This is a genomic window from Kitasatospora sp. NPDC086009, assembly GCF_044540385.1.
Taxonomy (GTDB): domain Bacteria; phylum Actinomycetota; class Actinomycetes; order Streptomycetales; family Streptomycetaceae; genus Kitasatospora.
The window spans coordinates 181696-208322 of record NZ_JBITSA010000012.1; the positions used below are offsets into that span (position 1 = coordinate 181696).

Consider the following 26627-nt stretch of genomic DNA (forward strand, 5'->3'; position numbering starts at 1 on the left):
GGCGGCCCCTCCCCCCGCGGGGTTGGGTGGCCGCCCGCGGGGGGCCCCCGGGGCGCGGCCCGCCGCCCCCCCCGCCCCCCCGGGGGCGGGGGGGGGGCGCGCCCGGGCCCCGGGGCCCGCCCCCGCCGCATGTCCGGGCCGGCCCCGCCGGGGGGCGGGCCCCGTCGCCGTCAGAGGCCGCCGCCGTCAGAGGTCGCCGCCGTCAGAGGTCGCCGTCGCCGCGGGTCGGCAGGCCGGTCTGGCCGGCGATGGTGTTCCACAGGCCGGAGGCCTGCTTCTTCGCGAGGGTGGCGGTCCCGCTGGCCTGGACCGCGTTCTTGTAGTGCTGGTTGTCGATCTTCTTGGGGTCGCAGGCGCTCTGCGCGTCGGCGGCCCAGGCCGCGTACTCGTCGTCCGCGGTCGCCGAGGCCTGCCAGGCCGCGTTGAGCTGCTCGACCAACTGCGGGCCGCCGGGCAGCTTGTCCGTCTTGAGCGCGGCGAGCTTGGTCTGCAGCTCCCGGCGCTTGCCCGCGGCCTCGGTCAGGGCCTGCTGGGACTCGGGGAGCTTGTCGCACTTCTGCACCGCGGCGACCGCGCCGATCACCGCCTGGCGGCTGTCGTTGGCGGTGCCCAGCAGGTCGGAGAGGGGCTGGGCCTGGGCCTTGACTTCGGGGCTGACGGCAGCCGCCGAACCGCTCGCGGGCGGCGGGCTGCCGGCCGTGCTGCTGCCGGTGGCCGCCGGGGCGGCCTTCTTCCCCGGGTCCGCCGTGTCGTCGTCCCCGTTCATCAGCACGACGACCAGGAGGCCGGCGGCCACGCAGCCGGCCACCACCCCGCCGATGATCAGCTTGCCGGACGACCGCCCGCCACCGCGGTTGCCGGCCTGGGTCGGGAAGTCCTGCCCGGGGTACCCCTGCTGCGGGGCCGGGTACTCCGGCGGGGCCTGCTGGTAGGCCGGGTAGCCGTGGTCAGGCTGCTGCGGATAGCCGGGGGCGGGCTGCTGGTGCCCGGGCCGCGCCGGGTAGCCGGCCGCCTGCGGGTCCCCCGAGGGGTAGGGCGGCAGGTACTGCGTCTCCGGCGCCTGGGCGGCCTGCGGAGCGCCGTTCCACGGGGCGCCCTGGGCGGGCAGCGGCTGGCCGCCCCACGAGGCGCCCTGGGCCGGCAGCCCGTGCCCACCGCCGCCGAGGTACTCCGGCTGCCCGGAGGGCTGTCCGGGCGGCTGCTGCTGCCCCTGGAGCCCGGCCGGCGGCTGCTGGCCGGGCATCGGGGGCGGCAGCTGGCCCTGGGCGTCCGGCCCCGGGGGCTGACTCGGCTCGGGACGGAAGAGATCGTCCAGGTTGAAGTCACCCGAGTTGGGGTACGAGCGGCGCTGGCTCAACGCGATTCCTCACCTGTGCACGACCGCGCGCTGACGGCGGACCACATCTCGTCGGTTCTTGGGGGCATCACAGTTCCTTGGACGTCGCGCCCACGCTACCGGTTCACCGAACCGGGTGACCACGTGGGCGGTCCATCCCTCACCGGCCCCTCACGCGCCGCTCCCCGCCCCGGTCAGGCGGCCTCCGCCTCGGCCCGCGCCTGGAACTCGCGGACCACCCGCTGCTCCCGGTACGGCTCCAGCCGCCGCCGGAACTCGTCCAGGTACTCGACGCCCCGGTTGGACCGCAGCCCGCTCAGCAGCCGGACCGCCTGCGCGCCCGTCTCGCAGGCGCGCTCCAGGTCCCGCTGCTGCAACTGGGCCGTGGCCAGCAGCACCAGGTCCACCGCGCGGCGCCGCACCCTGGTCGGCGGGTGCAGGTCGAGCGCCCGGCGGGCGTAGTGCTCGGCCTGGCCGGCCTGCTCCAAGTCCCGGTGGCAGTGGGCCAGCTCGTCCGCCAGGTAGGCGTCGTCGAAGTGGACGATCCAGTCCGGGTCGTCCTCCGGACGGCGCCGCTCCATCGCCTCCAGCGCCTTGGCGGCCACCGCCTCGCAGGAGCGGGCGTCGCCGAGCAGGGCGTGGCCGCGGGCCTCGGCCGCGTAGAACATCGCCATCGCCGTCGGAGTGGCCACCGAACGGGCGCCCTCCTGCGCGGCGCGGGCGAGTTGGGCGATCTCCCGCGGGTTGCCGAGCGTCGCCGCCAGGTGGCTCATCGAGGCAGCCAGCACGTACCCGCCGTAGCCGCGGTCGTCGGCCGCCTGGGCGAGGCGCAGCGCCTGGATGTAGTAGCGCTGGGCCAGCCCCGGCTGCCCGGTGTCCACCGCCATGTAGCCGGCCAGCTCCGTCAACCGGGCGACCGCCGCGAAGAGTTGCCGCCCGGTCTCCTCCCGGTAGGCGCCGCCGAGCAGGCCGGAGACCACGCTGTTGAGGTAGTGGACGACCACCGGGCGGACGTGCCCGCTGCCGAACCGGTGGTCCAGGTCGACCAGCATCGCCGTGGTCGCCTTGATGGCGGCGACGTCCGTCGGACCGACCCGCGGGCCGCCGGTACGCGCCACCACCGGGTCGGGCGGGGTGATCAGCCAGTCACGGCTGGGTTCGACCAGGGCGGAGGCCGCCACCGTCGCCCCGGTGAGGAAGTCCCGCCGGCCGACGTCGCTGCGCCAGAGCTCGCAGACCTGCTCCAGCGCGGCGTTGAGCGTCGGCGCGAACTGCAGCCCGATCCCGGAGCTGAGGTTCTTGCCGTCGGCCATGCCGATCTCCTCGACCGACACGCCCCGGCCGAGCTTGCGCCCGAGCGCTTCGGCGATCACCGCCGGCGCCTGCCCGCGCGGCTGCTGGCCACGGAGCCAGCGCGCGACGGAGGTCTTGTCGTACCGCAGGTCCAGGCCGTGTTCGGCCCCGCAGAGGTTGACCCTCCGCGCCAGGCCGGCGTTCGAGCAGCTGGCCTCCTGGATCAGCTGCTGCAGACGCTCGTTGGGCTGTCGTGCGACAAGTGGTCTCGCGGCCATTGGCTTCGCCTCCCCACACCCTCCGGTCCCGGCCGGCGGGCGACGATTCTGCTGATCTGTTGCCGACTGTCCGACCGTCCAAGGAATCTGACACCAGGTTAGCGATCAGCAACGCCACCGGGATACCCACGGTGACGATCCCCACCCCCCACGCGCCCTGGTAAATGCTCCCGTGCGCCCCCACTGCGCCCACCGTCGCCCGCCCCAACTCGGTTGCCTCACCGGTTCGGGTGACAATCGGTGCCGCCGGGCAGACCCGCTCGCGCCGGGCCGTAACCAGCCTCACGCACGGTAGTTGAGCAGCGCGTGGAAGACATCCCAGACTCCCCCGACCAGGGCGGCGACGCCGGCCTCCCTCCGCTGCTCATCGAAGCCGTCAGCTATGCCGAGAACCGCCACTGGGAGGTCGCCCCGGGAGCCTGGCTGATCGACGGCGACGGGCCGGCCCGCTGCTCCTGCGGCGACGGCCGCTGCCCGCTGCCCGGTGCGCACCCGATCGACGCGGACTGGGCCCGCAAGGCGAGCGCCGGTCCGGGTGCGGTGCGGCGCTGGTGGACCGAGCGCCCCGACGCCTCGATCCTGCTGCCCACCGGCCGGTCCTTCGACGTCCTGGACGTGCCGGAGGTGGCCGGCTGTCTCGCGCTGGCCCGGATGGAGCGGATGGACCTCCAGCTCGGCCCGGTGGTGGCCGTCCCGGCCGCGCCCGGCCGGGACGGGCGGCGGCTGCACTTCCTGGTACTGCCCGGGGTGGCGGCCAAGCTGCCGGAGATGCTGCGCCGGCTCGGCTGGCCGCCGGGCCGGCTGGACCTGGTGGCCCGCGGCGAGGGCGACTGGACGGTGGCCCCGCCGTCCCGGGTCGGTCCGAGCGGCTTCGCGCAGTGGGCCCGCTCGCCGTCCGCGCTGAACCGCTGGCTGCCCGACGCCGCGGAGCTGATCAGCCCGCTGGCGTACGCGTGCGGCCGCGAGGCGCCCTCGGTCCGCCCCCGGCCGGCCCAGCCGGCGGCGGTGCGCTGAGGCCCGCCAACCGCCCGGACCCGCGCCCGGACCCGCGCCCCGGGCCGGGACGGGCCGGTGATCGGGCCGGTGATCGGCCGAATGATTCACCACCCCGTGGACAGCCGCCCTACGCCTATCGGGTGAGGGCGTGCGATGCGCGACACCCCGCGCGCGACTGACGGGCCTTGCCCCCCACCGGAGGCGGGGCCCGTCAGACGCATGTGCGGATAAGGCTTCGATGTACCCGCTGGTCAACGGCGAAAGCCCCTCGTACGAGTGACAACGCTCAAGGATTGCCATGATCTGCCGAGGGGAGGAATTCCACCGTGAGGGGACGCCGGAAGGGTCGCTCGGACGGGGAAGCCGGGTGAGGCGGTCGGGAGGGAGCGGAGGGGAACCGGGAGGGGAGCGGGAGGGAACAGGAGGGGAGCGGGAGGGGCCGTGGCACCGGCCGGGTTCGGGGAGGCCGGTGCCGCGGGAGCGGGAGGGACGGGGAGGGCGAGCAGGGCCCGGTGCTTCGGGAGCACCGGGCCCTGCTCATCGCTTCGCGTCGCACGGCCGGCGAGGCCGTCACGGCCGCGCACCGCGCCGTGGTCAGGGCTGCGCGACGAAGACGTGCGCCGCGATCTCCTTGCCCAGCTCGGCCGCGTTGTCGCCGCTGCCCACCAGCACCCCGCCGACCCCGGCGGAGACCCGCACCGTGGAGCCCGGCCGGATCCCGGCCCGGCGCAGCGTGCGCATCAGCTCGCCGTCGGTCTGGATCGGCTCGCCGATCCGGCGGACCACCACGTCGGCGCCGCCGTCACCCGGCCGCACCGAGTCCAGCGGCACGAGCGCGGCGTCGAAGCCCTCGCCCTCGGCCTTGGCGTCCCCCAGCTCGTCCAGCCCGGGGATCGGGTTCCCGTACGGGGACTGGGTGGGGTGGCCGAGCATGGCGAGCACCTTGCGCTCGACCGTCTCGCTCATCACGTGCTCCCAGCGACAGGCCTCCTCGTGCACCTGTTCCCACTCCAGCCCGATCACGTCGACCAGCAGGCACTCCGCGATGCGGTGCTTGCGCATCACCCGCACCGCGAGCCGGCGCCCCTCCTCGGTGAGTTCGAGGTGGCGGTCGCCCGCGACCTGCAGCAGCCCGTCCCGCTCCATTCGCCCGACCGTCTGGCTGACCGTGGGGCCGCTCTGCTCCAGGCGCTCGGCGATCCGGGCGCGCATCGGGGTGATGCCCTCCTCCTCCAGTTCCAGGATGGTGCGAAGGTACATCTCAGTGGTGTCGATCAGCCCAGACATCGCCGCTGGCTCCGTTCCTCGGTGTCCTCATCGCCAATTCTGACGTACCGGGCAGGCAACCGGGCCCGCGCAGGGGCTCCGGGGGCGGGTTTTCGTTCCTGTTGACAGCGGCACCGGTGAGGCAGCACCGTGCTCGCCGTAGCTTTCTCCATCGGCGGCCCGGTCGGCGGGCCGTCCCACCCGGCCGGCGGCCCCCACCGGCAGAGAGCGAAGGCAACAGATGAGCGACCTGGTCGGCCGGTACTTCGACGCCGCGATCGAGCACCTGCGGCGGGTCCGCGCCGAGGAGGCCGGGACCATCGAGGCGGCCGCCGCGCTGCTCGCCGGGGCGGTCCGCGAGGGGCGCCGGATCTTCACCTTCGGCTCCGGCCACTCCTCGCTGGCCGCCCAGGACGTGGTCTACCGGGCCGGCGGACTCGTCCCGGTCAACCTGCTGGACGTCCCCGGGATGGCCGGGGTGACGGTGATGCCGGCCCCGCTGGCCAGCGCGCTGGAGCGGGTCTCCGGACTGGCCACCACCACCCTGGACCTCACCCCCGCCACCGCCGGGGACCTGCTGTTCGTCATCTCGCTCTCCGGCCGCCAGGTGATGCCGGTCGAGCTGGCCCAGTACGCCCGGTCCCGCGGCCTGAAGGTGGTGGGGGTGACCTCGCTGGCGTACCCGGCGGAGGTCCCGTCGGCGCACCCGTCGGGCACCTATCTGAAGGACCACTGCGACGTCGTGCTGGACAACAAGATCGCGGTCGGGGACGGCGAGCTGACCCACCCGGCGGCCGAGACCACCTTCGGCCCGGTCTCCACCATCGTCACCAGCGCGCTGATGCAGGCCGTGGTCGCCTCGGCGGTCGGCTGGCTGGCCGACGCGGCGGCCGCCGGCGACGGCGCCGCCCCGCCGCTGTTCCGCTCCGGCAACGTGCCCGGCGGCACCGAGTGGAACGCCAAGCAGATGGCCGACAACGCGGAGCGGATCTTCTACACCTACTGAGCCGCCCGGCCCGGCCGCCCCGGACCCTCACGATATGGGACAACCTCCGGCGGCATCCCGGCCAATGCGGCCGGGCCCGGCCCCGGCCGGGCGTGCCGGGCGGGCGGGCTGGGCAGGAGGACGGTGCGACCGGAGCGACGGGTGGGGGCCGAGGATGGCGTCGGGTGCGGATCCGATGGGGTGGGCGCGCGAGGAGGACCTGCTGCCCGAGCTGTTCCGGGTCGCCGACACCGCCTCGCTGCGGGGCCAGCGGCGGTCGGTCCTGCTCTCCGCCTGGGAGCTGGCGCTGCTGGTGGCCGCCGCCGCCGCGGGCTCGGCCGACGGCGAGCCCTGGGCCTGGCCGGCCGCCGTCGCCTACCTCGGCGCGATCGTCCTCGCCCTGGTGATCAGCCGGCAGAACCCGCAGGGCCTCTGGTACGAGGGCCGGGCCGCCGCCGAGTCGGTGAAGACGCTCGCCTGGAAGTTCGCCGTCCGGGCCGACGCGTACCAGCCGCCGCCGCGCAGCCTGCCGGACGCCGAGGGCCTGTACCGGTTCCAGCTCGGCCGGGTGCTGAACGCCTTCCGGGGCAGCGGCGCTCTCGGCCCGGCCGCCGGGGGCGCCGACCCGGACGGCGGCGACGGCACCGGGGTCACCGAGGCGATGCGCGGCCTGCGCGGCCAGCCGCTGGCGGTGCGCCGCGAGGTGTACCTGCGGCAGCGGATCCAGGTGCAGCACGGCTGGTACCGCGCCAAGGCCCGCTACTGCGCCCGGGCCGGCTTCTGGACCGGCGTGCTGGGCGTGGTGCTGCCGCTGCTCGGCCTGGTGCTGGCCGTCCTGCGGGCGATGGGCTGGTTCCGCTACGACGCGCTCGGCACGGTCTCCGCGGTGGCCGCCTCGGTCACCGCCTGGGCCCAGCTGCGCCAGTACCGGCCGCTGGCCGCCGCCTACCGCCTGGCCGCCGACGAACTGGAGCTGATCCGCCGCCAGCTGGCCGGGCTGGACGTCGCCTCGGCCGACGCGGAGGAGATCTGGGCCCGGCTGGCCCGCGACGCCGAGGACGCGGTGTCCCGGGAGCACACCACCTGGCAGGCCCGCCGCGAGGTGCGCGGGACGACCGACCGGGACCACTGACAGGGGCCAAGCAGAGCCCGGACCGGAGCCTGAGGAGGCCGCGCGTGTCATTACGGATGGTCAAGGCGGCCGACGGCCGTGCCCTCGCCGTCGAGACCGTGGGCGACCCGCGCGGCCGGCCGGTGTTCCTGATGCACGGCATGCCCGGCAGCCGGGTCGGCCCGCACCCCCGCAGCACCGTGCTCTACCGGCTGGGGGTCCGGCTGATCTCCTACGACCGGCCCGGGTACGGGGACTCCACCCGGCTGCGCGGCCGCCGGGTGAGCGCGGCCGCCGCCGACGTGCGGACCATCGCGGACTCCCTCGGGCTCAGCCGGTTCGCGGTGCTCGGCCGCTCCGGCGGCGGACCGCACGCGCTGGCCTGCGCGGCGCTGCTGGCCGAGCGGGTCAGCCGGGTGGCCGTCCTGGTCGGCCTCGCCCCCAGGAACGCGACCGGCCTGGACTGGTACGGCGGGATGACCCCCTCCAACGTGCGGGCGTACCGGGAGGCCGAGCGCGGGCACAACCGGATGGCCGACACCATGCGGTTCCGCTCCGAGCAGATCCGGGCCGACCCGGGCCGGCTGCTGCGGGGTCTGCGGCCGGAACTGCCGCCCACCGACCGCGAGGTGGTCGCCGACACCGGGCTGCGCCGGATGCTGCAGAGCAACTACCGCGAGGCCTTCCGGCACGGCGCGGACGGCTGGATCGACGACGTGCTGGCGTTCACCGCCGACTGGGGCTTCAAGGTGGAGGACATCACCGTGCCCACCTGGCTCTGGCACGGCGCCGACGACCAGTTCTCCCCGGTCGACCACTCGCGCTGGCTGGGCGACCACATCCCCGGCGCCTCGCTCTTCCTGGAGCCCGGCGCCGCGCACTTCGGCGCCTTCCGGGTGATGACCGCCGCGCTGGCCTGGGCGGCGGGCCAGACCTCCACCGGGCTGCCCTCCACCGGGCTGCCGCCCTCCTCCGGGCTGCCCTCGGCCGGCCTGCCGCCGGGCGGCCCGCTCAGGCCCTGACGCGGCCTCCCGGCGCCCCGGGAGCCCGCGGGAGACCGGAGCCGTTCAGACCCCGACCGGGGTGACCGGTTCGCCGCCCGCCAGCACCGCCAGCACGTTCTCCACCGCCAGGCCGCCCATCGCCTGCCTGGTCCGCACGGTCGCGCTGCCCAGGTGCGGGGCCAGCACCGCCCGCTCCTGGGCGAGCAGCGCGGCGGGCACCGCCGGCTCGCGCTCGAAGTTGTCCACCGCCGCGGCGAACAGCGCGCCCGACTCCAGCGCGGCGGCCAGCGCCTCCTCGTCCACCACCCCGGCGGTCATCGAGACCACCACCGCGCCGGGCGGCAGCAGCGCCAGCCGCCGGCCGTCCAGCAGGTGCCGGGTGGCGGGGCCGAGCGGGCAGGTGACCACCAGCACGGTGGACCGCGCCAGCAGCTCATCCAGCGGCAGCCACTCGGCGCCCTCGGCCTGCTCCGGGGGCAGTTCGCGGCGGTTGTGGTAGCCGACCGGCATGTCGAACGCGCGGGCCCGGCGGGCCACCGCCTGCCCGATCCGGCCCATGCCGAGGACACCCAGCGGGGTACCGGCCAGCTCCAGGCCGAGCAGGAAGTTCGGCGCCCAGGCCCACGGCCGGCCGGACCGCAGCAGCCGCTCGCCCTCGCCGAGCCGGCGGGTGGCGGCCAGCAGCAGCGCCCAGGCCATGTCGGCGGTGGCGGCGGTGAGCACCCCGGGGGTGTTGCTGACCGCGACGCCCCGCTCGGCGCAGGCGGCGAGGTCGACGTTGTGGTGGCCGACCGCGTGGTTGGCGACGATCCGCAGGCCCGGCCCGGCCGCGTCCAGGAAGGCGCCGTCCACCACGTCGTCCAGCGTGGTGATCACCGCCGACCGGCCGCGGACGGCGGCCAGCAGCTCTTCGCGGGCCATCGGCAGGTCCGAGTCGTGCCGCGTCACGGTGTGCCGTGCGGTGAGCCGCTCGATCACCCCGGGAGCGAGGCGTCGGGTGACCAGGACCGGGGGCGGGGGCTGCTCGCTCATAGGGCCCGAAGCATACGCTCCGGGCCCTATGAGCGAGCAGCGCTCTGGTCACACCGGCTGCGGTTCCAGGTCCCGGTTGATCCGCTTCCAGCCGCGGGCCGCGACGGTGTTGGGGTGTTCCTCGCCGAACTGGCGGATCAGCTCGGCGATCGCCCGGGCGCGCAGGTCGGCGGCCTGCCCGTGCCGGCCGGCGGCCCGCAGGGTGACGGCCAGGTTGGCCTCGCAGGCCACCGCGTCCGGGTGGCGGGGCGTGTAGCGCTCGCACAGTCCGGCGTAGGCGCGGCGGCCCAGCTCCTCGGCGAGTCCGACCTGGCCGGCGTCCCCGTGGGCGTTGGCCAGGTTGATCATCGCGTTGAGGGTGTACGGGTGCTCCGGGCCGACCGAGCGGGTGAGCCCGTCCACGGTGTCCCGGCCGCGCTCGATCGCCCCCGGGACGTCGCCGCTGCCCCGCAGGTAGATGCCGAGGTTGTTGGCGCAGGCCAGGGTGAACGGGTGCTCCTCGCCGAACAGCCGGCGGTGGCCCTCGTACACGGTGGTGCAGAGGTCGCGGGCGGCCTCCTTGTCGCCGGAGGCGCTGTGGTCGGCGGCCAGGTTGAGCGCGCAGGCCAGCGCGTCGGGCGCGTCGGCGCCGTACCGCTCCAGGTAGCGCTCGTAGGTCTCCTTGGTGATCCGCCGGGCCTCGGCCAGCTGACCGGTCCGGCGCAGCGAGACGGCCAGCGACTTGGCGTTGCGCAGGTTCTCCGGGAGGTCCGGGTCCAGCACGTCGCCGAGGTCGTTGGTGACCTCCTGGAGCAGCTCCACCGAGCCCCGGTAGTCGCCGAGTTCGCGCAGGTCCCGGGCGAGGTTGGACTTGGTGGAGAGGGTGTAGGGGTGGCGCGGGCCGAGCACCGCGGTGCGCCGGTCCAGGGTCTCCTGGTCAAGTTCGCGGGCGGCCTCGCTGTCGCCGACCAGCCGGTAGTCGATGGCCAGGTTGTTCGCCATCGAGAGGGTGCGCGGGTTGTCGTCGCCGAACAGCTCCCGGAACTGGTCCAGGATCTCGCGGTCCAGGTCGAGCGCCTCCTGGAACCGGCCGAGGGCCCGGCGGTCGGCGCCGAGCGAGCCCGCGGTCATCAGGGTGTAGGGGTGGTGCTCGCCGAGCAGGGCCCGCTGGCGCTCCAGGGTGGACTCGTCCAGCGCCAGCGCGTCGGCGTAGTTGCCCTGCGAGCGGAGCACGTTGGCGAGCTGGAAGCGCAGCAGCAGGGTCTGCCGGTCGTCCTCGCCGAGCTTGCCGGTCCACTCCGCGTCCAGCGCGTGGCCGAGGTCCCGGGCGCGGTCCAGCTCGCCGCGCTTCCAGAGGTAGCGGACGCGGTCGATGAGCAGCTGCCGGGTGTCCGCCTCGTCGCAGTTGTGCGCCCTGGAGGGCGACAGGTGCGGCCAGATCTCGTCGAAGGCCGGCCAGTTCGCCGGGTCGTCGGTGTCCCCGAGGACGGGCCGGGCGCCGGTGAGGATGCGGTGCACCTCGTGGACGGCGACCTCCTGCTCGTCCTCGGTCATCTCGGCCCGGATCACCGCCTGGACCAGCCGGTGCACCTGGAAGCTGTTGGTGCCGGCGTCGACCTTGGCGAGCGCGTACCGGCCGATCGCCTGGATCACCTTGCCCAGCATGAACTTGTCGCTGAGGTCGGCGTCGTACTGCACCAGCGCGCGGATCATCTGGTCGCTGTAGAACAGGTTCATCGAGATCGGCTCCGGCGCGAAGAACGCGCAGAGCTGGAGCAGCCGGACCGCCGCCGGGGACTGCGTGCGCAGCCGGCCGATCGAGACGTTCCAGGTCGCGCCGACCGGCGTCGGGTAGTCGGCCGGACGGGCACCCGCCAGCGCGCGGGCGGCCTCGGCCTGCAGCTGGGTGACGTAGGTGTCCACCGGCGTGCCGGTGGTGTCCAGCCAGGCGGCGGCGACCTCGACGGCCAGCGGCAGGTCTCCGACCGCCTCGGCCACCCGGTCGGCGTCCGAGCGGGAGAGCCCGCGGGCGCGGCGGCAGAGGTGCTCGACGCTCTCGCCGCGGGTGAAGACGTCGACCTCCAGCGCCTCCGCGTGCCCGGACCAGGCCTGGTTGCGGGAGGTGACCAGGATGTGGCCGGAGCCGCCGGGGAAGAACCGGCGGATCTCGGCGGGTTCGTCGGCGTTGTCGAAGATCAGCAGCCAGCGCGAGGTGGGCACCCCGCGGCGCAGCGCCTCCCGGGCCGCCTCGGCGGCCTCGGTCACCGAGTCGCCGACCCGCAGACCCAGCCGGCGGGCCAGGTCGGCCAGCGCCGGGGCGACCAGCTCGGTCTGTTCCGCGTCGATCCACCAGACCAGGTCGTAGTCGGACATGAAGCGGTGCGCGTACTCCAGCGCCACCTGGGTCTTGCCGACGCCGCCGAGCCCGTACAGCGTCTGCGGGGTGGGCAGCACGGCGGCCATCCCGCCGCGCAGCTGGTTGCGCAGCTGCTCCAGGACGGCGGCCCGCCCGGTGAAGGAGGGGTTGCGCGGCGGCACGTCCCAGACCTGCGGCTTGCTGCCGGGGAAGCGCGGGCCCGTCCCGGTGGTCTCGGCGAGCGGCACGTCGGCCCGGCCGAGGGCGCGCAGCAGCGTCTGCACGGACTGCGTCTCGTCCCGTCCGACCAGGTCGACCGGGTTGCGGTTGCTGAACGGCGCGGTGAGCCGGACGTCGCCGACCCGGACCGGGACGAGCTGGCGCCGGGTACCGGACGGATCGGAGCTGACCACCGACTCCCAGAGCGCGCGGGCCTGCGGCGAGCGCTGGTAGGCGGGCGAGAGCACGGCGACCGTGCGGTAGGCGGCGTCGATGCCGCGCTCGGTCTCCTGGCGCGGGTCGGAGCCGGCGCTCAGGTCCCGGGGCAGCACCCGGAAGCCGGCCCGGGTCAGCACCGACTCGATCCAGTCCGCCCACATCCGGTCCTCGGGGACGTAGGAGAGGTAGAGGTCGGCCGGGACGGACGGACGGCGCCGGGTGAAGGCGTCGACGTAGCGCAGCCGGACCTCCTCGTCGACCGTCGGCAGCGAGGTGACCCGGCCGTTGGTGATCTCGCCGGTCAGCCGTTCGCAGGCGGCCAGCATCGAGGTCTGGGTACCGCCCTGGTCACCGAAGGTCGCCAGGATCTCCTCGTAGGCGTAGAACGGCCGGTACGGGATCTCCACCGAGCCCCAGTAGTGGGCCAGTTCCTCGCCGGACAGACCGGCCGGCAGGCCGTCGAAGCGGATCCGGGCCAGCGCCCGGCCGGCGTCCGCCTTCTCCTTCTCGCCCTCGTCGATGCGCATCGGCACCGGCAGGATCCGGATGCCGCGCTCGCGGTAGCGGTCGTGGATGTGCTGGGCGATCCGGGAGGCGCCGTCGATGGACTGGTCGCTCAGGGTGAAGCAGACCACCAGGTCGTCGGGCATCTGGACGGTGCAGATCTCGGCGATGTCGGACAGGCCGGTACGGGAGTCGATCAGTACGTAGTCGTAGCGCTTGCTCATGTCGGCCTTGAGCGCGTCGAAGAACTGCCCGCCGTCGAAGCGGTCGTAGAAGATGTCCCAGTCCAGGTGGGTGACGGCCTCGGAGTAGTCCCGGTTGAACTGGCCGGCGGAGAGGAAGTCCAGGCTCCCGCCGCCGGGGAACAGCGGCCAGGAGAGCGAGAGCGCGTGCGGGTGCACCCGGGCGAAGTCGAGGTGCCAGCCCTCCTCGTGCTCGACCGGCCGCAGCGCCTCCTCCCGGTACTCGGCGATCAGGTCCATCATCCCGGTGGTGCCGGCCAGCACCGCCGGGTCGAGGAACGGGTGGAAGAACTTGGCCAGGCCCGGCGCCTCCAGGTCCCAGTCCACGGTGAGCACCCGGAAGCCGTTGGCCGCCAGGATCCAGGCGGTGTTGGCGAGCGCCATGGTGCGCCCGGTGCCGCCCTTGTAGGAGTAGAAGGTGATGACCCGGCCCTGCCGGTCCTGCTCCGCCTCGCGCTGGGCGGCGAGTTCGGCCGCGGTCAGGCCGCCGATGCGGAGGTTCCTGGTGCGGTTCTCGCTCATGCGCCCACCTCGCTGCCCTCGGCGGTCGCTTCGCGAGACGCGCCGCCCCCGATGATTCGCTCGCTGCGCTCGCTCATACGCCCACCCCGCCGCACTCGACAGCCGCCTCGCGAGACGCGCCGCCCCCGATGATTCGCTCGCTGCGCTCGCTCATGTGATTCCTCCCCCGGGCGGCGTCCCGTGGTCCGGGCGGTCGCCTAAGTCGCTGGCTGAGTGGTCGTCGTCGCCGAAGGAAGCGGGGACCGGCCCGTCCCGGCCGCGTCCCTGGCGGAAGGCGTCGCGCAGATTGGGCCGCGGTGGTGCCGGTTCGTCGGGCTCGGTCCTGGTCCGGCCCTCGAACGCGTACTTGGCCTTCATCGCGGCCCGCGGCAGCGCGTCGTCGAACTCCTCCAGACTGCCCAGCCCGGGGGTCCCGCCGACGGCGCCGAGGAAGCTCGGCCGGGCCGACCGGTGGGTGATCCGCAGTATCTGGTCGCTGAGTTCGCCCATCTCCCGGTGCCGCTCCACGCAGTCCGGGTCGTCCTGGTTCCACGGCTCCAGGACGCTCACCCAGGTGGAGTCCGAGCGGTCGAAGCGGCGGACCAGCTCGCGCCGCCGCTCGTCCTGGAGCGCCCAGCGGTCCAGCAGCAGCAGGCCGGGGGCGCTGGGTTCACTGCCCGCGATGATCGCCTCGGCCTCGTCGTCGAACTCGTGCACGGTGGCCTGGAACCCCAGCTGCCGGGCGAGGCGGACGGCGTGCTCGGCGAGCGGGCGGGTGGCGGCGGGCCGGTAGGGGTGCCAGTCGGTCCGCTTGGCACCGTAGTAGTCGGGGTTGCGGTCGCCCGGCAGCTCGCCCCGGTGGTAGGAGAGCACGGAGATCCGCAGCTGCTTGGTGGGCGCGGTGACGTCGAACGCGCTGGGCAGGGAGTTGAAGTCCAGTCGGCGCCCGACCGGGATCACCGTCTCCTCCGCCACCTCCACGATCCGCCGGGCCAGCCGGTGCACGGCGAGCTCGTAGGCGGAGCGGAAGTAGGTGAGCTTCATCAGCGCGTAGAGGCCCTCGGTGGCGTAGTCCGGCCCGAAACTGGTGTGGTTGAACTGGAGTTCGCTCGCCACCCGGGGCAGCCGGTAGCGGCTCATCGGCGCCCAGAGCACCGGGACGATCCCGCTGGTCCGCTCCGAGTCGAGGTTCGCCGGGTACACGGGGCGGCGGGTGAAGGAGTGCCACTCCTGGCCGCACGGAACGCTGTTGAAGTAGCGCGGCGAGTACAGCGGCACGAAGACCCGGCAGGTGGCCAGCTCCTCGGAGAGCCGCTCGGCCCACAACTCCCCCTGGTGCATGGACTCGTCCATGAAACCGACCGGGACTCCCGCCGGCACCGTGGTGAGCTGGAGCACCGCCTCGCAGAGGTCCCGGTACAGCTGCCGCACCCAGTGGTTGGGATCCCCCGCACCGCGTGCCCCCGATCTCGGGGTGTGGGCGTAACTGAGGAAGAAGTACGGCCGGGCGGCGTCCTCGTCCCAGCCATGGTCGTTCACACGCGCCTCCCCCTGGCCCGCCGGCAACCTCTTTACCGCGAGTCCCCGTACGCGGGGCTTCAGTGTAGGAACGACTGCGGGACTAATGGAATAGCACCTCGCCCCGCACGAATTGACATGACCGAAACGAACCGGGTGCGACGGCGGCCCGGCCCGGGGGCGGCGCCACGGCGCGCCCGGCGGTCAGGGCCGCCGCTCAGGTCCGCCGCTCAGGCGCGGGTGCGGCGGAGGATCCGCTCGGCGAGGTCGACGGCCTCCCGAACCGGGACGAGCCGGCACGGCGCGCCGCCGATCTCGCCCGCCGTCACGCCCTCGGCCTCGCGGAGGACCTGTGCGCCCAGCGCGCCGAAGTGGAGGTCGTCGAGCTCGGGGGCCTTGAAGGAGATCCAGCCTTCCGCGCCGCGGCAGCGGTACTCGCGCAGCGGGACGTCGGGCATCCGCAGGTCCGCCAGGTGGAAGGCGGTGAAGTTGGCCATCGGGACGCCCAGCATCAGCACCCGGGCGTCGAGGTCGTAGAGCCGGCCGAGGGGGGAGTCCGGGCCCAGGTGGCAGTCGTACGGGTGCCGTTCGGTGATCCGCCGGGCGTGCCGGCCGATGGCGGCCCAGGAGGTCTGGGGGTGGCGGCTGCGGTGGGCGTCCCGGTGGGTGCGGATCGCCTCCGAGAGGGCTCCCATGGTCGGGGAGCAGGGGGTGGTGGCCGGGTCGAAGGGCGGCATCAGGGCGCGGTAGGCGGCGACCTCGGCGGGCGAGAGGCCGGCGGTGGCGGTGGCGTGGATGCGGGAGGTGGCCGAGTTCTCGGGGGTGGCCGTGTACCCGACCAGGGTGCCGCGGTCGCCGACCGCCGCCAGCAGCGCCGCCACCACCGCCGCGGCCCCGCCCGTCACCGGGCCGAGCGACCGCAGCGACGCCTGGACGTGCACGACCGCGCCGGGGCGGACCCCGAGGGCCGTGACGTGCTCGGTCAGCCGGGCCTCGGTGAGGGCACGGAGTTCGGTGAGGATGACGGCTCCCCGGGGGTGAGGGCGGCGGACGGTGGACGCGGGTGGGGGGAGGCTCAGCCGCCGGCCATCGCGCGCTCCTCCCGGGCCAGCCTGGCCGCCCGCTCGGCGGCGTCGGGCAGCGCCAGCGCGAGCCAGGGGGCGACCGCCTCCCGCATGCCGTCCGCGAAGCGCAGGCCGAGCGCGGTCAGCGAGCCGGACCCGGCCAGCCGTTCGACCGCCTCCGCGGTGTACTGCCGCCAGAGCGCGAACTGCAGCCGCGCCCGGTCGGCGGCCTCACCCGGCAGGCCGTCGTACGCGAGCGTGCGGGTGCCCCAGTACTCGGTGACGGCCAGATGGGCGTAGGTGCCCTGGAAGAGGCCTTCGAGCGGCCTCGGGTCGGGCCGCCAGGGGGCGAGGTACAGCGTGTGATCGTTCCGGTCGTACAGGTCCAGCAGGTCCAGCACCGCGCCGAGCTTCACGTGCTGGAACTCGTGCGCGAGCAGCAGGGCGAGGGTCGGCGCGGTGGCGGGCCGGGCGATGGCGACCACCCCGAACGCCTGCCGGGCAGCCGAACTGACGTCCCGCCCGGCCGGGCCCGGGCGCAGCGGGGTGATCGCCGTCAGCCCCACCCGGATGCCGTCCGCGTACCCCGGCAGGTCGTGCCCGAGCAGCTCCCAGGCCTCGCGCAGCGCACCGGTCCAGTGGAGCAGTTCGCCGTCCGGCAGCCGCTCCGCCACGGCGTGGTCGTGGCTGTCGCGCAGCGGGTCGACGTCCTCCAGCGCGACGGTCCACCCCCCGGCCAGCCGGATCCGCCGCAGCGGCTCGTCCAGGGCCGTGCGCACCGACCCGTCGGCCGCCCGGACGGTGAACCCGTCGGCCCGGCCGGTGACGACCGCCTCCCCGTCGGGGAGGGCGATCCGCCCGAGCGTCGGCAGGTGCAGCCACCCGCCGCGCACCGGTACGGCGACGGCGTCGCCCCGCCCGGCCCGCACCGCCGCGGCGGCGGCCAGGCCCGCCAGCGGGCCCAGCCCGGTCCCCAGGTCGCCGGCCAGCTGCCGGGCGGCCCAGGCGCGGGCGTACGGGTGGGCGAGCACGGTGTCGACGGCGGCCGGAGCGGCGGCGTCCAGCTCGGACAGCAGCGCCCACGCCTCCAGCCGCCCCTGGCCCGAGGCGTCCCAGGCGGCGGCCAGCATCGCCCGGGTGAGGGCGAGCTGGGAGCGGCCCAGCGCGCGCACGGTGTCCGCGCCGCCGTATCCGCGGGCGAGTTCGTCGAGCTGCGCCGGGGCGAGCGCCGCCGGCACGACCGGTGCGGCGACCTGGGCCGGCAGGGCGACCGGCCCGCTGCGCGCCGTGATGCCGTTGATGAGCGTCATGAGGTCCCCGCAGTAGACGGAGGGGTTGTCGAAGCCGCCGCCACCATCGTGGCCCCGATAGCGGTGGGCGTACAGGCCGCCTCCGCAGGTGCGCACGACGGGACAGCCGCGGCAGGTGGCGGCGAGCCCGGCCAGGCCGGACTGGCGGGCGACGATGCCGGGGTGCCGGGCGACGTCGTCGAGGCTGTGCGCGAACACGTCGAAGCCGGTCGCGGGGGCGCCGTCGAACGCGGTCTTGAGGCTGTCGACCTGCTCGAAGGTGCCGTCGGTCTCCAGCACGACCAGGTCGGACGGCTCCAGGCCGAGCGACTCGGTGAGGCTGGTGAACCCGCGCAGCGTCCGGTGCACCGACTCGAAGGTGCGGACGGCGAAGCGCCGCCCGTCGGCCTCCCAGTGGTCGTGCACGGCGAGCAGCCAGTCGGCGTACGGGTGCTCGCCCCGGCCGGCGGGGCGTTTCGGCGGATCGTCCCAGGTGGCGTGCGGCAGCAGGAAGTCGACCGCGGGGGGCTGGAGTTCGGCCAGCGCGCGGTAGACGGCCACCGGGTCGTTCTCGACATCGATGGTGCAGAGCAGTCCGGCGAAGAGGTGCTGGAACTCCGGTTCGCGCAGCAGTGCCACGGCCCGCAGCACCTGGGGGTGGCTGCTGCGCCCGTCGGCGAACCGGCGGTGCCGGTCGTTGGCGGCCCGGTCGCCGTCCAGCGAGATGCCCACCCCGACGCCCAACTCGGCGAACAGGGCGCAGAATTCACGGTTCAGCAGGACGCCGTTGGTGTGGATGCGCAGGTCGAGGGCGCACCCGGGCGGGAGCGCCGCCCGGAGCGCCTCGGCCACCCCGCGCAGCCGGTCCGGGCCGGCGAGCAGGGGTTCTCCCCCGTGCAGGACGACCCGGACGCCGGGCAGCCGGTGCGCGGCCGCGTGCGCGCCGATCCGTTCGGCGGCCTTGGCCAGGACCTCGTCGCCGATGACCTTCGGCCGGGTGCGCCAACTGGTGTCCGCGTGCTCGTAGACGTAGCAGTGGTCGCAGGCGAGGTCGCAGCGGCTGTGCACCTTGACCACGAATTGCGAGAAAGGCAGCGGAATTCGCTTCATCGTAGATCTGGTGAATTCGGGCCCGGTCGGACGGAAATCCGGTCCGGCATTCCCGGACCGGTCAGATCGAGGAATTGAAGGCGGCGACCGCGACGCGACCGGCTTCCGCGCCGGGCAGGGCGCGCTGCAGTCGGGCGGCGAGCTCCTCCGCGCCGAGGGCGGCGAGCGCGGCGAGCGAGGGGCCTCGGTCCAGGTCCTGGGGGTCCGTCAGCTCGGTGCCTGGCCTGGTGCTGATTACCGGTGTCATATTCGTTCCTTAGGCGCGGTTAGGACCTGCCGGGGGTGGGTAAGCCACCCGATTGCGACCAATGTAGTGCCAGCGCGACGTCCGCGCGGCACCTTGCGGTCTCAAGTTGGTCTCCACGCCCGGTCGACGCCCTGTGGCGGCGCCCGGAGCCTCAAGAATTCACCCGTCCGGCGGTCGCGCACTTCGCCGTGGCGCGCGCCGAAGCGTTCCCTCGGCCCTTGCGGCGACTCGGCGGCCCCGGTTCCTCGCCGCCCCCGCCCACCGGCGCGCCCGGCGGGTCGCCCGCGACCCGGACCCCGGTAGGCCCCGGCGCGGCCCACGCGGGGCACGGCTCCCGGGGAACCCCGCGACGGGCCGTCCGAACGCCTGAGCGTTCGTCAATAACATTTCCCTTGTTCATTCTTACGGCAATCATCAATACCGCGTGGCAGACCGGCGCCCCGCCGTGGCGCGGGGCGACCCGCACGCTATCGAGGACCGCCCAATTCGCGTACGGTGCGCACGAGTTCCTCGGTGAACTCGCGGCCGTGCCCGGTGAGTTCCGCGCTGTCCAGCAGGGTGGCGCCCGCGGTCAGGGCGTGGCCGCGCCACCGGGTGAACTCCCCGGCGGCGCGGCGCGCGTCCCCCGCGCCGGCGGCCAGCTCGGCGCACCAGAAGTCCACCACCCCGAGGTGCGCGTAGGTGCCCTGCAGCAGGGCGCCGACCGGGCGCGGGTCGGGGCGCCAGGGAGCGTGGTGGACGGCGGCACCGTTGGGGTGGTGCAGCGGCACGAGGTCGAGCAGCGCGCCGAGTTGGAGGTGCAGGAACTCGTGTGCCAGGGCGAGCGCGAGCAGCACCGGATCCCCCGGTCGCGAGGCCGCCACCGCGCCGAACGCCCGGCGGGCGGCGGCGCTGACCGCCTCGCCGCCCGGGGCCGGGCGCAGCGGGACGATCGTGGTGACGCAGGCCGCGACGGCCTCCGCGTACGGCCGGTGGCGGCGCACCAGGACCTGCCAGGCGAGGGCCAGTTCGGTGCGCCAGTGGGCGAGTTCCCGCTCGTCGAGGGGCCCGGCCGGCGGCCGGCCGTAGTCCACCTGGCGCGGACCGGCGTGGTCGATCGCCGGCGTCCACCGCAGCCCGTCGCACTCCAGCCGGAGCGGCTCGCCCGGCGCGGCCCGGAGGAACTCCGCCAGCCCGTCCAGGCGGACGGTCTCACCCGCCACGCGGGCGCGCAGCCGGTCGGCCGCCCAGGCGTCCAGCTCCGGCCGCAACAGCACCTCTTCCCACCGCGCCCGGTCGGCCCGTTGCGACGTCCGGAGCTCGGCGTAGGCCGCCTGGTAGGCGGTGTCCTCGGGCGCCGCCCGCCGCAGGGCCAGGAGCAGCAGCGCGCGTTTGCTCAGCTGTCCGGCGCGCAGCAGCCGGACGGCCTCCGGCCCGCCGCGCGCGGCCGCGATCGCCCGGAAGGTCGCCCGGTCCACCCCGTGCCGGGGCAGTCCGTCCGTCGTCCGCCCACCCGTACCCGCCACCGGTCATCCTCCTCGCGTCGCAGCGGCCGTGTCCGCCCGCAGCCTCCCCGCGATGTGGCGGATCAGCCGGTCCAGGTCCGCGCAGTACACGGACGGGTGAGCGAAGCCGCCCCCGGCATCCGGCCCGGGGTAGCGGTGCGCGTACAGGCCGCCTCCGCACACGCGGACCAGCGGGCAGGCCGCGCAGACCGGCCCGAGCCCGGCGAGGCCGCGCTGGCGGCCCCGGAACGCCGGGTGGGCGGCGGCCTCGCCGAAACCGTGCCGGAACACGTCCAGCCCCGTCCCGGCGGCGCCGTCGGCCACCACCTTGAGGCTGTCGGCCTGTTCGATCGTGCCGTCCGTCTCGACCACCACGAGGTCCACGGGGGCCAGCCCGACCGCCTCGCTGGCCGCACGGCCGCCGAGCAGCAGCACCGCCAGCTCCTCGAAGAGCCGTACCCCGGTCTCCCGCCGCGAGGCGCCGTACCAGCGGTCGAAGGCGGCGATCAGCCACTCCCCGTACGGCGCCGCGTCCTCGCCCGAGGGCGGGCGGGTCGGCAGCGACCGCCGCACCCCGGCCGGCTGGGCCGCCCAGGTCCCGTGCGGCAGCAGCAGATCGACGCGCGGCGGCGCGAACTCCAGCAGCGCCTCGTAGGTGGCGACCGGATCGGCGGCGAGGTCCACCACGCAGAGCAGCCCGGCGAACAGCTCCCGGTGCCGGTCCGAACCCAGCAGCCGCAGCGCCCGGGCCGTCCGCTCCCAGCTGCCGCCGCCGGACGGCAGCCGCCGGTGCCGGTCGTGGTCGGGGGCGGCGCCGTCCAGCGACACCCCGACGGCGACCCGGTGCCGGTGCAGCACCTCCAGCAGCGCCGGCTCGTCCAGCAGCCGAAGTCCGTTGGTCTGCAGGCTGAACCGCACCCTCGGCGCGACTCCGGCCAACTCCGCCAGCAGCGCGTCCAGATGGCCGGCCCCGACGAGCAGCGGCTCACCGCCGTGCAGGATCACCCCGACCTCGTCGAGCCCGCACCCGGCCGCGTGCTCGGCGATCCGCCGGGCCACCCGGCGGACCGTCGCCAGCTCCATCCGGCGCGGCCGCCGGCGCCAACTCTGGTCCGCCGCCTCGTACATGTAGCAGTAGTCGCAGGCCAGGTTGCACCGGCTGTGGACCTTGAGCAGGAACTGGCGGAACGGCACCATGCCCGCGAGCCTAGTCCGCCGCGGACCGGCCGCCGCGGTGGAGTTCACACCGACGGCGGCTCGATGTCGGAGTCCAGCCGCAGCCCCGCCTTGACCGCCACCGTGGTCGGATGCTCCTCGCCGAGCGTCTGCCGGGCCCGGCGGATGCAGTCGCCGCGCAGCTGGGCCGCGCGCTCGCCCTCCCCCGCCGCGGCCAGCGACAGCGCCAGGTTGGAGTTGACCCCGATCGAGTCGTAGTGGTCCGGCCCGAGGGTCTCGGCCATCAGCGGCGCCGCCTGCTCCTCGAAGGCCAGCGCGGCCGCCGGCTCCCCGGACAGGACGAGGTCGTTGGCGTGGTTCATCATCGCGATCGGTATGTACAGGTGCTGGTCGCCGAGGACGGCCCGGAACTGCGCCAGGGTGCGCCCGGACAGCTCCCGCGCCTGCGCCGTCCGGCCGGCCAGCCGCAGGTAGACGGAGAGGTTGTTGGCACCGGCCAGCGTGACCGGGTGGTCCTCGCCCAGGTAGTCCCGGTAGCGGGCGAGGGCGCGCTCGGCGAGCTGGATGGCCCGGTCGGTGTCGCCGAGCGCGCTGAGGTCGCTGGCCAGGTTGGTGGCGGCCGCCAGGGTGTCGGGGTGCTCGGCGCCGTTGATGTCCAGGTAGCGCTGGTAGATGTCCTCGTCGATCTCCAGCGCCTCGTTGTACCGGCCGGCCCGGCGCAGCGCCACGGCGAGGTTCTTGCGGGCGCGCAGGGTGTCGGTGTGGCCGTCGCCGATGGTCTGCTGGTAGATCCGGACGGTCTCCTCCAGCAGGTCCAGGGCCTCCCGCAGCCGCCCGGTCTCGCGCAGGTCGCGGGCGTAGTTGGAGGCGGAGGACAGCGCGTAGAGGCTGTGCGCCCCGAGGGCGTCGCGCTGCTGGAGGTAGTTGCTGCGGTGGCGCTCCAGGGCGGCCCGGCGGTCGCCGGCGAGGTAGTCGGAGACCGCCAGGTTGTTGGTGATCATGAGGGTGCGCGGGTGGTCCGGGCCGAGGGTTCGGCGGGCCGCGTCCAGGGTCCTGCGGTCGCGCGCCCTGGCCTCCTCGTACCGGCCGAGGAACCGCAGGTCGGCGCCGAGGCTGTTGGCGACGGCGAGGGTGTGCGAGTGCTCGGGGCCGAGCGTGGCGGTGAAGCGGTCCAGGATGTCCTGGTCCATCGCGTACGCCTCGTGCAGGGCGCCCTGGGAGCGGCGGATGTTGCTGAGCTGGGTGCGCAGCATCAGGGTCTGGGCGTCGTTCTCGGCGTCGAAGCCGGCGCCGCCGTAGTCCTCCTGGCGCCAGATCTCCAGGGTGCGCTCGGCGAGGTCGCGGCCGGACTCGTGCAGGCTGCGCTTCCACTGGTAGCGGACCGAGTCGATGATCCACTGCCGGACGTCCTCGTCACCGCTGCCGGCCGCGCCGGAGGGCCACAGGTGCGGCAGGAGTTCGGCGTACTGCGGCCAGTTCGCGGGGATGTCCGGGTCACCGGGGTTCGCGGTGGCGAGGGCGGCGTGCACCACCGCCCGCAGCCCGGTCCGCTGATCCTCGTCGACCTGGTCCCGCAGGACGGCCTGGACCAGCCGGTGCACGGTGATGGTCTCGCTGCCCTGGTCGGTGCGGGCCAGGCCGAACCGGTTGATGGCGCGCAGGAACTCGCCGATCGCCAGCTTGTCGCGGGGCGCGCGCGGCGGCAGCCGCAGCGCGTGGGTGACGGCCCGGCTGTAGAGCAGCCGCATCGGGATGGCGTCGGGCCCGAAGAACGCGCAGATCTCCAGGATCTGGGCGGCGGGGCCGTTCATCCGGCGCAGCTCCTCGACCGAGATCCGCCAGGTGGCGGCGGCCGAGTGCGGGTACTCGGCGGTGCGCAGCCGGGTGCGCTCCAGCATCTCGGTGAGCTCTTCGTCGAGCAGTTCCAGGTAGGTGGCGATCGGCATCGAGGTCTCCTGCAGCCAGACCGCGGCCTGGCCGACGGCGAGCGGCAGGTCGCCGAGCCGGTGCGCGACCTGGTCGGCGTCGTCCGGGGCGAGGCCGCCGTTGAAGCGGCGCAGCAGCCGGACGCTCTCCTCCCGGGTGAAGACGTCGACCTCGACCAGGCCGGCGTGCTTGGACCAGCCCTGGTTGCGCGAGGTGATCAGCACGTGCCCGCCGGAGGAGCCGGCCGGCAGCCAGGGCGCCAGCTCCTCGGGGGTGCCGGCGTTGTCGTAGACCAGCAGCCAGCGGCGGTACGGCTCGCCGCGGCGCAGCGCGTCCAGCACCGCGACGGCGGTGTGGGCGACGTCGTCGCTGCTCTGCACGCCGATCCGGGGGGCGAGTTCGGCGAGCTTCTGCGGGATGTTGGCGGGCTCCTCGGCGGGCACCCACCAGATCACGTCGTAGGCGGCCTTGAAGCGGTGCGCGTACTCGGCGGCGATCTGCGACTTGCCGGCGCCGCCGAAGCCGTAGAGCACCTGGCTGAGCACCGCGCCGGGGCCGCCGGTGAAGCGGTTGCGGAGCAGCTCCAGCAGCCGGCCGCGCCCGGTGAAGGAGGCGTTGCGCGAGGGCGCCTCCTGGATCTTGGGCGCGGTGCCGGGGAAGCGCGAGGGGGCGGCGTGCTCCCCGCTGTCCCCGTCCGGCCGGCTGCTGCTGCCCGGCGGCGGCCCGAGCTCGCTGTACAGCTGGGACTCGGCGAGCACGGCCGAGGAGCGGACCAGGTCGGGGACGGCCGGGCCGACGAACGGGCGGGGCACCGGCTCGTCCGAGTCCTGCAGCCGCAGCGCCACCAGGGCCGGCGAGCCGGAGCTCAGTTCGCGCCCGCTGAGGAGCTGCCAGGCCTCGGCCGCGCGGGGCAGCGCGGTGTACTCGGGCGAGAGCAGCGCGAGCAGCCGGCCCTGGCCGTCCAGCGGCCCGGCGGCCTCCGGCGGACGGCCGCCGGGGTAGGGCTCGGCGGCGTTGTGCAGGGAGGTCTGGTAGCCGAAGCCGGTGAGGGTGGCGGCGGCCCACTCGGCCCACATCCGGTCCTCGGGGGCGTAGCTGACGAAGACCTGGCGGGGCATGGTGCGGGTGGAGCGCAGGTAGGCGCCGTACAGCCGGCGGCGGGCGTCCCCGGTGAGCGGGCGCAGCGTGCGGACCCGGCCGTCGGTGATCCACCCGGCCAGCCGTTCGAAGGCGTTGAGCAGGCTGCGCGCCTCCTGCGGCCGGTCGGCGACGGTGGCGGGCACCTCCTCGTAGGCGTAGAAGGGCTTGTACGGGACTTCGACGTCGCTCCAGTAGGCGGCCCGCCGCTCGGCCCCCAGCCAGCGGCCGAGGTAGGGCGCGAACGCCTCGCGGGCGTAGTCCCGGCCCGCTTCGAGCCGCTCCTGCTCGGCGTCCTCGACCCGCATCGGCACCGGCAGGACGCGGATGGCCCGCTCCTCGGCCTCGGCGATCGTGCGGGCCGCGTCCACGCCGCCGCGGATGTTCTGCGCGCTGAAGGTGAAGCAGTCGACGACGGAGTCGGGCATCAGGACGGTGCAGATGCCCGAGGTGTCGCTGACCCCGGTGCGGCTGTCGATCAGCACGTAGTCGTAGGCCCGGGCCCAGCGGTCGCGCAGTTCGCGCAGGAACTCGCCGCCCCGGATGTCCCGGCCGTGGTAGAAACTGCGCCAGTTGAAGCTGGTGACGGCGGCGGGGTAGGCGGCGTTCTGCCGCCCGGCCGGCAGGAAGTCGAGGCGGCCGCCGGGCGGCAGGTCGAGCGCCAGGCCGCAGATGTAGCCGCCCAGCCGGCCCGGTTCGTCCAGCCAGTCGGCGGGGGCGAGCCCGCCCGGACCGGCGGCGGTGGGCAGCGCCTGCTTGACGTACGCCCGCAGCAGGTCGATCAGGCCGTCGGTGGCGTGCAGTTCGGGGTCGACCAGCAGCGGGTGGTAGTAGCGGTGCAGGCCGGGCGCCTCCAGGTCCCAGTCGACCACCAGGACGCGCAGGCCGCGGCTGGCCAGGATCCAGCCGACGTTGGCCAGGGCCATGGTCCGGCCGGTGCCGCCCTTGAACGAGTAGAAGGTGACGACCGACCCCGGTCCGGTCCGCTCCGGGTCAGTTCCGGGCTCAGTGAACATCGTCCTGTTCCCTCCTCGACGGCACCGCCGCGCCGTCCGGGCTGCGGCGCGGTCCTGGCGGCCCGGCCGGAATGGCCAGCCCGGGCATCGCCGGGGCGGCGTCCTCGCCGTCGGGGCCGAAGCCGAAGGCGGCGCCGTCGACATCGTCCCCCCAATCGAAGTTGTCGTCCATGAGCTTGTTCTGAGCGACCGTCACCATGATGGTGAGGTCCGTGTCAAAGCTCTCCCGGCCCACCGCGACGCGGAACAAGTGCTCCAGGTCGCTCCGGCGCAACCAGTTGCGCCGGAACACGCTGCGCACGCCGGTCCACAGCGCGTCGCGCTCCGGCCCGGCCGGCGGGTCGTCCGTACCGGCCGGCACCATCACGCCGGTGACCGGGTGGTTCTGGTCGTCGTACTCGCGCAGCGCCGGCCGGTAGACCTCGCCGCCGGCCATCCACGGGTCCACCAGCAGCACGCTGACCTGGTTGTCCTCACGGGCCCGGTCGAGCTTCTCGCCGAGGCCGGGCCCGACCTCCTCCAGGGTGGTGGTGTGCCCGGCGGAGGTGATCACCTGCTGGGCGCGGACCGCCAGCGACGGCTGCGTCGGCGGGTGGTAGGGCGCCCACTGCCACGGCTTGGCCCCGTACCAGCCGCCGCGGGACGAGCCGCCCGCCTCGGCGGCGGCGGCGTCGGAGGAGCGGCCGGCGGCGATGAACAGCCGGACCATCCCGGCGGTGGGCGCGGGCCGCATCGACGGCACCACCGGGAAGTAGCCGCGGACGGCGCCGAGGTCGAACTCGGGCAGCTCGCCCAGCCGCCGGGCGGCCGCGTCCCGGATCCGCTCGGCGACCACCCGGACCACCCGCCGGTAGTCGGGGCCGAGGGGGTCGGTGCGCAGCAGGTCGCGCAGGCCCGAACGGGCGTAGGCGTCGCCCATGCCCTGCTGGACGAACTGGATCTTCCGCACCTCGTCCGGCAGCTCCCCCGGCAGGGTCTCCCAGAGCACCGGGATCAGGGCCGGGACGACCTCGCCGGCCAGCTCCTCGTGCCGGCGGACCCGCCCGCGGAACGCCGTCCACTCCTTGCCGCAGTAGAGGCTGGCGAAGTAGGCCGGGGAGTAGAGCGCGACCATGGCCCGGCAGCGGGCCAGCATCTGGGCGAGCTGCTGCTCCCAGTTGTCGCCCAGGCGCAGCCGCTCGGTGTCGCGGTAGGCGAGCTCCTCGGCGCCGGCGGCGGGCTCGATCCGGCCGAGCTCGTCCCGCAGGTCGTTGAAGAACTGGTCGACGAAGGCGTCCCCGGCCTCGTAGTCCCGCCGGGCGTAACTGAAGAAGAAGTACGGCCGCACTGATCCCCCCGG

17 protein-coding genes are annotated in these 26627 nt (G+C 74.9%); 4 read left to right on the forward strand and 13 right to left on the reverse strand.

The window, feature by feature from the left end:
• Window positions 1–202: 202 nt before the first annotated feature.
• Entirely contained in the window at window positions 203–1357 is a 1155-nt protein-coding gene (locus tag ACIF6L_RS25835) for a hypothetical protein (protein ID WP_396488816.1), read from the reverse strand.
• 173 nt (window positions 1358–1530) lie between these two features.
• Complete coding sequence (locus ACIF6L_RS25840; RefSeq protein WP_329489213.1) at window positions 1531–2907, reverse strand: transcriptional regulator; 1377 nt, start codon at window positions 2905–2907, stop codon at window positions 1531–1533.
• Between the two features lie 306 nt (window positions 2908–3213).
• Here ACIF6L_RS25840 and ACIF6L_RS25845 point away from each other — a divergent pair, with 306 nt between their 5' ends.
• Window positions 3214–3921: a bifunctional DNA primase/polymerase gene (locus ACIF6L_RS25845; RefSeq protein ID WP_380382238.1), complete on the forward strand. Its 708-nt coding sequence runs from the start codon at window positions 3214–3216 to the stop codon at window positions 3919–3921.
• Window positions 3922–4497: 576 nt separating this feature from the next.
• On the opposite strand, the gene ACIF6L_RS25850 is transcribed toward ACIF6L_RS25845, so the two are convergent.
• Window positions 4498–5190 carry a metal-dependent transcriptional regulator gene (locus ACIF6L_RS25850; protein ID WP_396488818.1) on the reverse strand — a complete coding sequence of 231 codons (693 nt, stop codon included), beginning with the start codon at window positions 5188–5190 and terminating at the stop codon, window positions 4498–4500.
• 220 nt (window positions 5191–5410) lie between these two features.
• Between ACIF6L_RS25850 and ACIF6L_RS25855 the strand changes: the two genes are divergently transcribed.
• The 3 genes from ACIF6L_RS25855 (at window position 5411) to ACIF6L_RS25865 (ending at window position 8287) form a co-directional block, all read left to right on the forward strand.
• Complete coding sequence (locus ACIF6L_RS25855) at window positions 5411–6175, forward strand: sugar isomerase domain-containing protein (RefSeq protein WP_396488819.1); 765 nt, start codon at window positions 5411–5413, stop codon at window positions 6173–6175.
• Between the two features lie 175 nt (window positions 6176–6350).
• Window positions 6351–7286, forward strand: a complete 936-nt coding sequence (locus tag ACIF6L_RS25860; RefSeq protein ID WP_359835561.1) for a DUF4231 domain-containing protein — start codon at window positions 6351–6353, stop codon at window positions 7284–7286.
• Between the two features lie 56 nt (window positions 7287–7342).
• Complete coding sequence (locus tag ACIF6L_RS25865) at window positions 7343–8287, forward strand: alpha/beta fold hydrolase (protein WP_396488938.1); 945 nt, start codon at window positions 7343–7345, stop codon at window positions 8285–8287.
• A gap of 45 nt (window positions 8288–8332) precedes the next feature.
• On the opposite strand, the gene ACIF6L_RS25870 is transcribed toward ACIF6L_RS25865, so the two are convergent.
• From ACIF6L_RS25870 to ACIF6L_RS25915, 10 genes are all read right to left on the reverse strand, one after another.
• Window positions 8333–9301, reverse strand: coding sequence for a 2-hydroxyacid dehydrogenase (locus ACIF6L_RS25870; protein ID WP_396488821.1), 969 nt, complete (start codon window positions 9299–9301; stop codon window positions 8333–8335).
• Window positions 9302–9349: 48 nt separating this feature from the next.
• Entirely contained in the window at window positions 9350–13342 is a 3993-nt protein-coding gene (gene fxsT, locus ACIF6L_RS25875) for an FxSxx-COOH system tetratricopeptide repeat protein (protein WP_396488823.1), read from the reverse strand.
• A gap of 150 nt (window positions 13343–13492) precedes the next feature.
• The gene (locus tag ACIF6L_RS25880; RefSeq protein WP_396488825.1) at window positions 13493–14860 is read right to left on the reverse strand and encodes a TIR-like protein FxsC; all 1368 of its coding nucleotides are present in this window, start codon (window positions 14858–14860) and stop codon (window positions 13493–13495) included.
• 209 nt (window positions 14861–15069) lie between these two features.
• Window positions 15070–15780 (reverse strand): aminoglycoside N(3)-acetyltransferase, encoded by a 711-nt coding sequence (locus ACIF6L_RS25885; protein ID WP_396488827.1) that lies wholly within the window; start codon window positions 15778–15780, stop codon window positions 15070–15072.
• A 134-nt stretch (window positions 15781–15914) separates the two neighbouring features.
• A complete protein-coding gene (locus ACIF6L_RS25890) occupies window positions 15915–18302 on the reverse strand; it encodes an FxsB family cyclophane-forming radical SAM/SPASM peptide maturase (protein ID WP_396488829.1) in 2388 nt (795 codons plus the stop codon).
• 61 nt (window positions 18303–18363) lie between these two features.
• Window positions 18364–18549 (reverse strand): FxSxx-COOH cyclophane-containing RiPP peptide, encoded by a 186-nt coding sequence (fxsA, locus tag ACIF6L_RS25895; RefSeq protein ID WP_329489205.1) that lies wholly within the window; start codon window positions 18547–18549, stop codon window positions 18364–18366.
• Window positions 18550–19016: 467 nt separating this feature from the next.
• Complete coding sequence (locus tag ACIF6L_RS25900) at window positions 19017–20054, reverse strand: aKG-HExxH-type peptide beta-hydroxylase (protein ID WP_396488831.1); 1038 nt, start codon at window positions 20052–20054, stop codon at window positions 19017–19019.
• Between the two features lie 3 nt (window positions 20055–20057).
• The gene (locus tag ACIF6L_RS25905) at window positions 20058–21230 is read right to left on the reverse strand and encodes an FxsB family cyclophane-forming radical SAM/SPASM peptide maturase (protein ID WP_396488833.1); all 1173 of its coding nucleotides are present in this window, start codon (window positions 21228–21230) and stop codon (window positions 20058–20060) included.
• Window positions 21231–21274: 44 nt separating this feature from the next.
• Window positions 21275–25288: an FxSxx-COOH system tetratricopeptide repeat protein gene (gene fxsT / locus ACIF6L_RS25910; protein ID WP_359803796.1), complete on the reverse strand. Its 4014-nt coding sequence runs from the start codon at window positions 25286–25288 to the stop codon at window positions 21275–21277.
• Entirely contained in the window at window positions 25278–26615 is a 1338-nt protein-coding gene (locus ACIF6L_RS25915; RefSeq protein ID WP_352291451.1) for a TIR-like protein FxsC, read from the reverse strand. Before ACIF6L_RS25915 ends, fxsT (ACIF6L_RS25910) begins: the two co-directional genes overlap by 11 nt.
• Window positions 26616–26627 lie beyond the last annotated feature (12 nt).

What these genes read in the sequence shown, in the direction of transcription:
- ACIF6L_RS25840 (WP_329489213.1), bottom strand. Translation starts at nt 2,907, where the DNA reads ATGGCCGCGAGACCACTTGTCGCACGACAGCCCAACGAGCGTCTGCAG.
- ACIF6L_RS25850 (WP_396488818.1), bottom strand. Translation starts at nt 5,190, where the DNA reads ATGTCTGGGCTGATCGACACCACTGAGATGTACCTTCGCACCATCCTG.
- ACIF6L_RS25855 (WP_396488819.1), top strand. Translation starts at nt 5,411, where the DNA reads ATGAGCGACCTGGTCGGCCGGTACTTCGACGCCGCGATCGAGCACCTG.
- ACIF6L_RS25860 (WP_359835561.1), top strand. Translation starts at nt 6,351, where the DNA reads ATGGGGTGGGCGCGCGAGGAGGACCTGCTGCCCGAGCTGTTCCGGGTC.
- ACIF6L_RS25865 (WP_396488938.1), top strand. Translation starts at nt 7,343, where the DNA reads ATGGTCAAGGCGGCCGACGGCCGTGCCCTCGCCGTCGAGACCGTGGGC.
- ACIF6L_RS25870 (WP_396488821.1), bottom strand. Translation starts at nt 9,301, where the DNA reads ATGAGCGAGCAGCCCCCGCCCCCGGTCCTGGTCACCCGACGCCTCGCT.
- fxsT (WP_396488823.1), bottom strand. Translation starts at nt 13,342, where the DNA reads ATGAGCGAGAACCGCACCAGGAACCTCCGCATCGGCGGCCTGACCGCG.
- ACIF6L_RS25890 (WP_396488829.1), bottom strand. Translation starts at nt 18,302, where the DNA reads ATGAAGCGAATTCCGCTGCCTTTCTCGCAATTCGTGGTCAAGGTGCAC.
- fxsA (WP_329489205.1), bottom strand. Translation starts at nt 18,549, where the DNA reads ATGACACCGGTAATCAGCACCAGGCCAGGCACCGAGCTGACGGACCCC.
- ACIF6L_RS25905 (WP_396488833.1), bottom strand. Translation starts at nt 21,230, where the DNA reads ATGGTGCCGTTCCGCCAGTTCCTGCTCAAGGTCCACAGCCGGTGCAAC.
- fxsT (WP_359803796.1), bottom strand. Translation starts at nt 25,288, where the DNA reads ATGTTCACTGAGCCCGGAACTGACCCGGAGCGGACCGGACCGGGGTCG.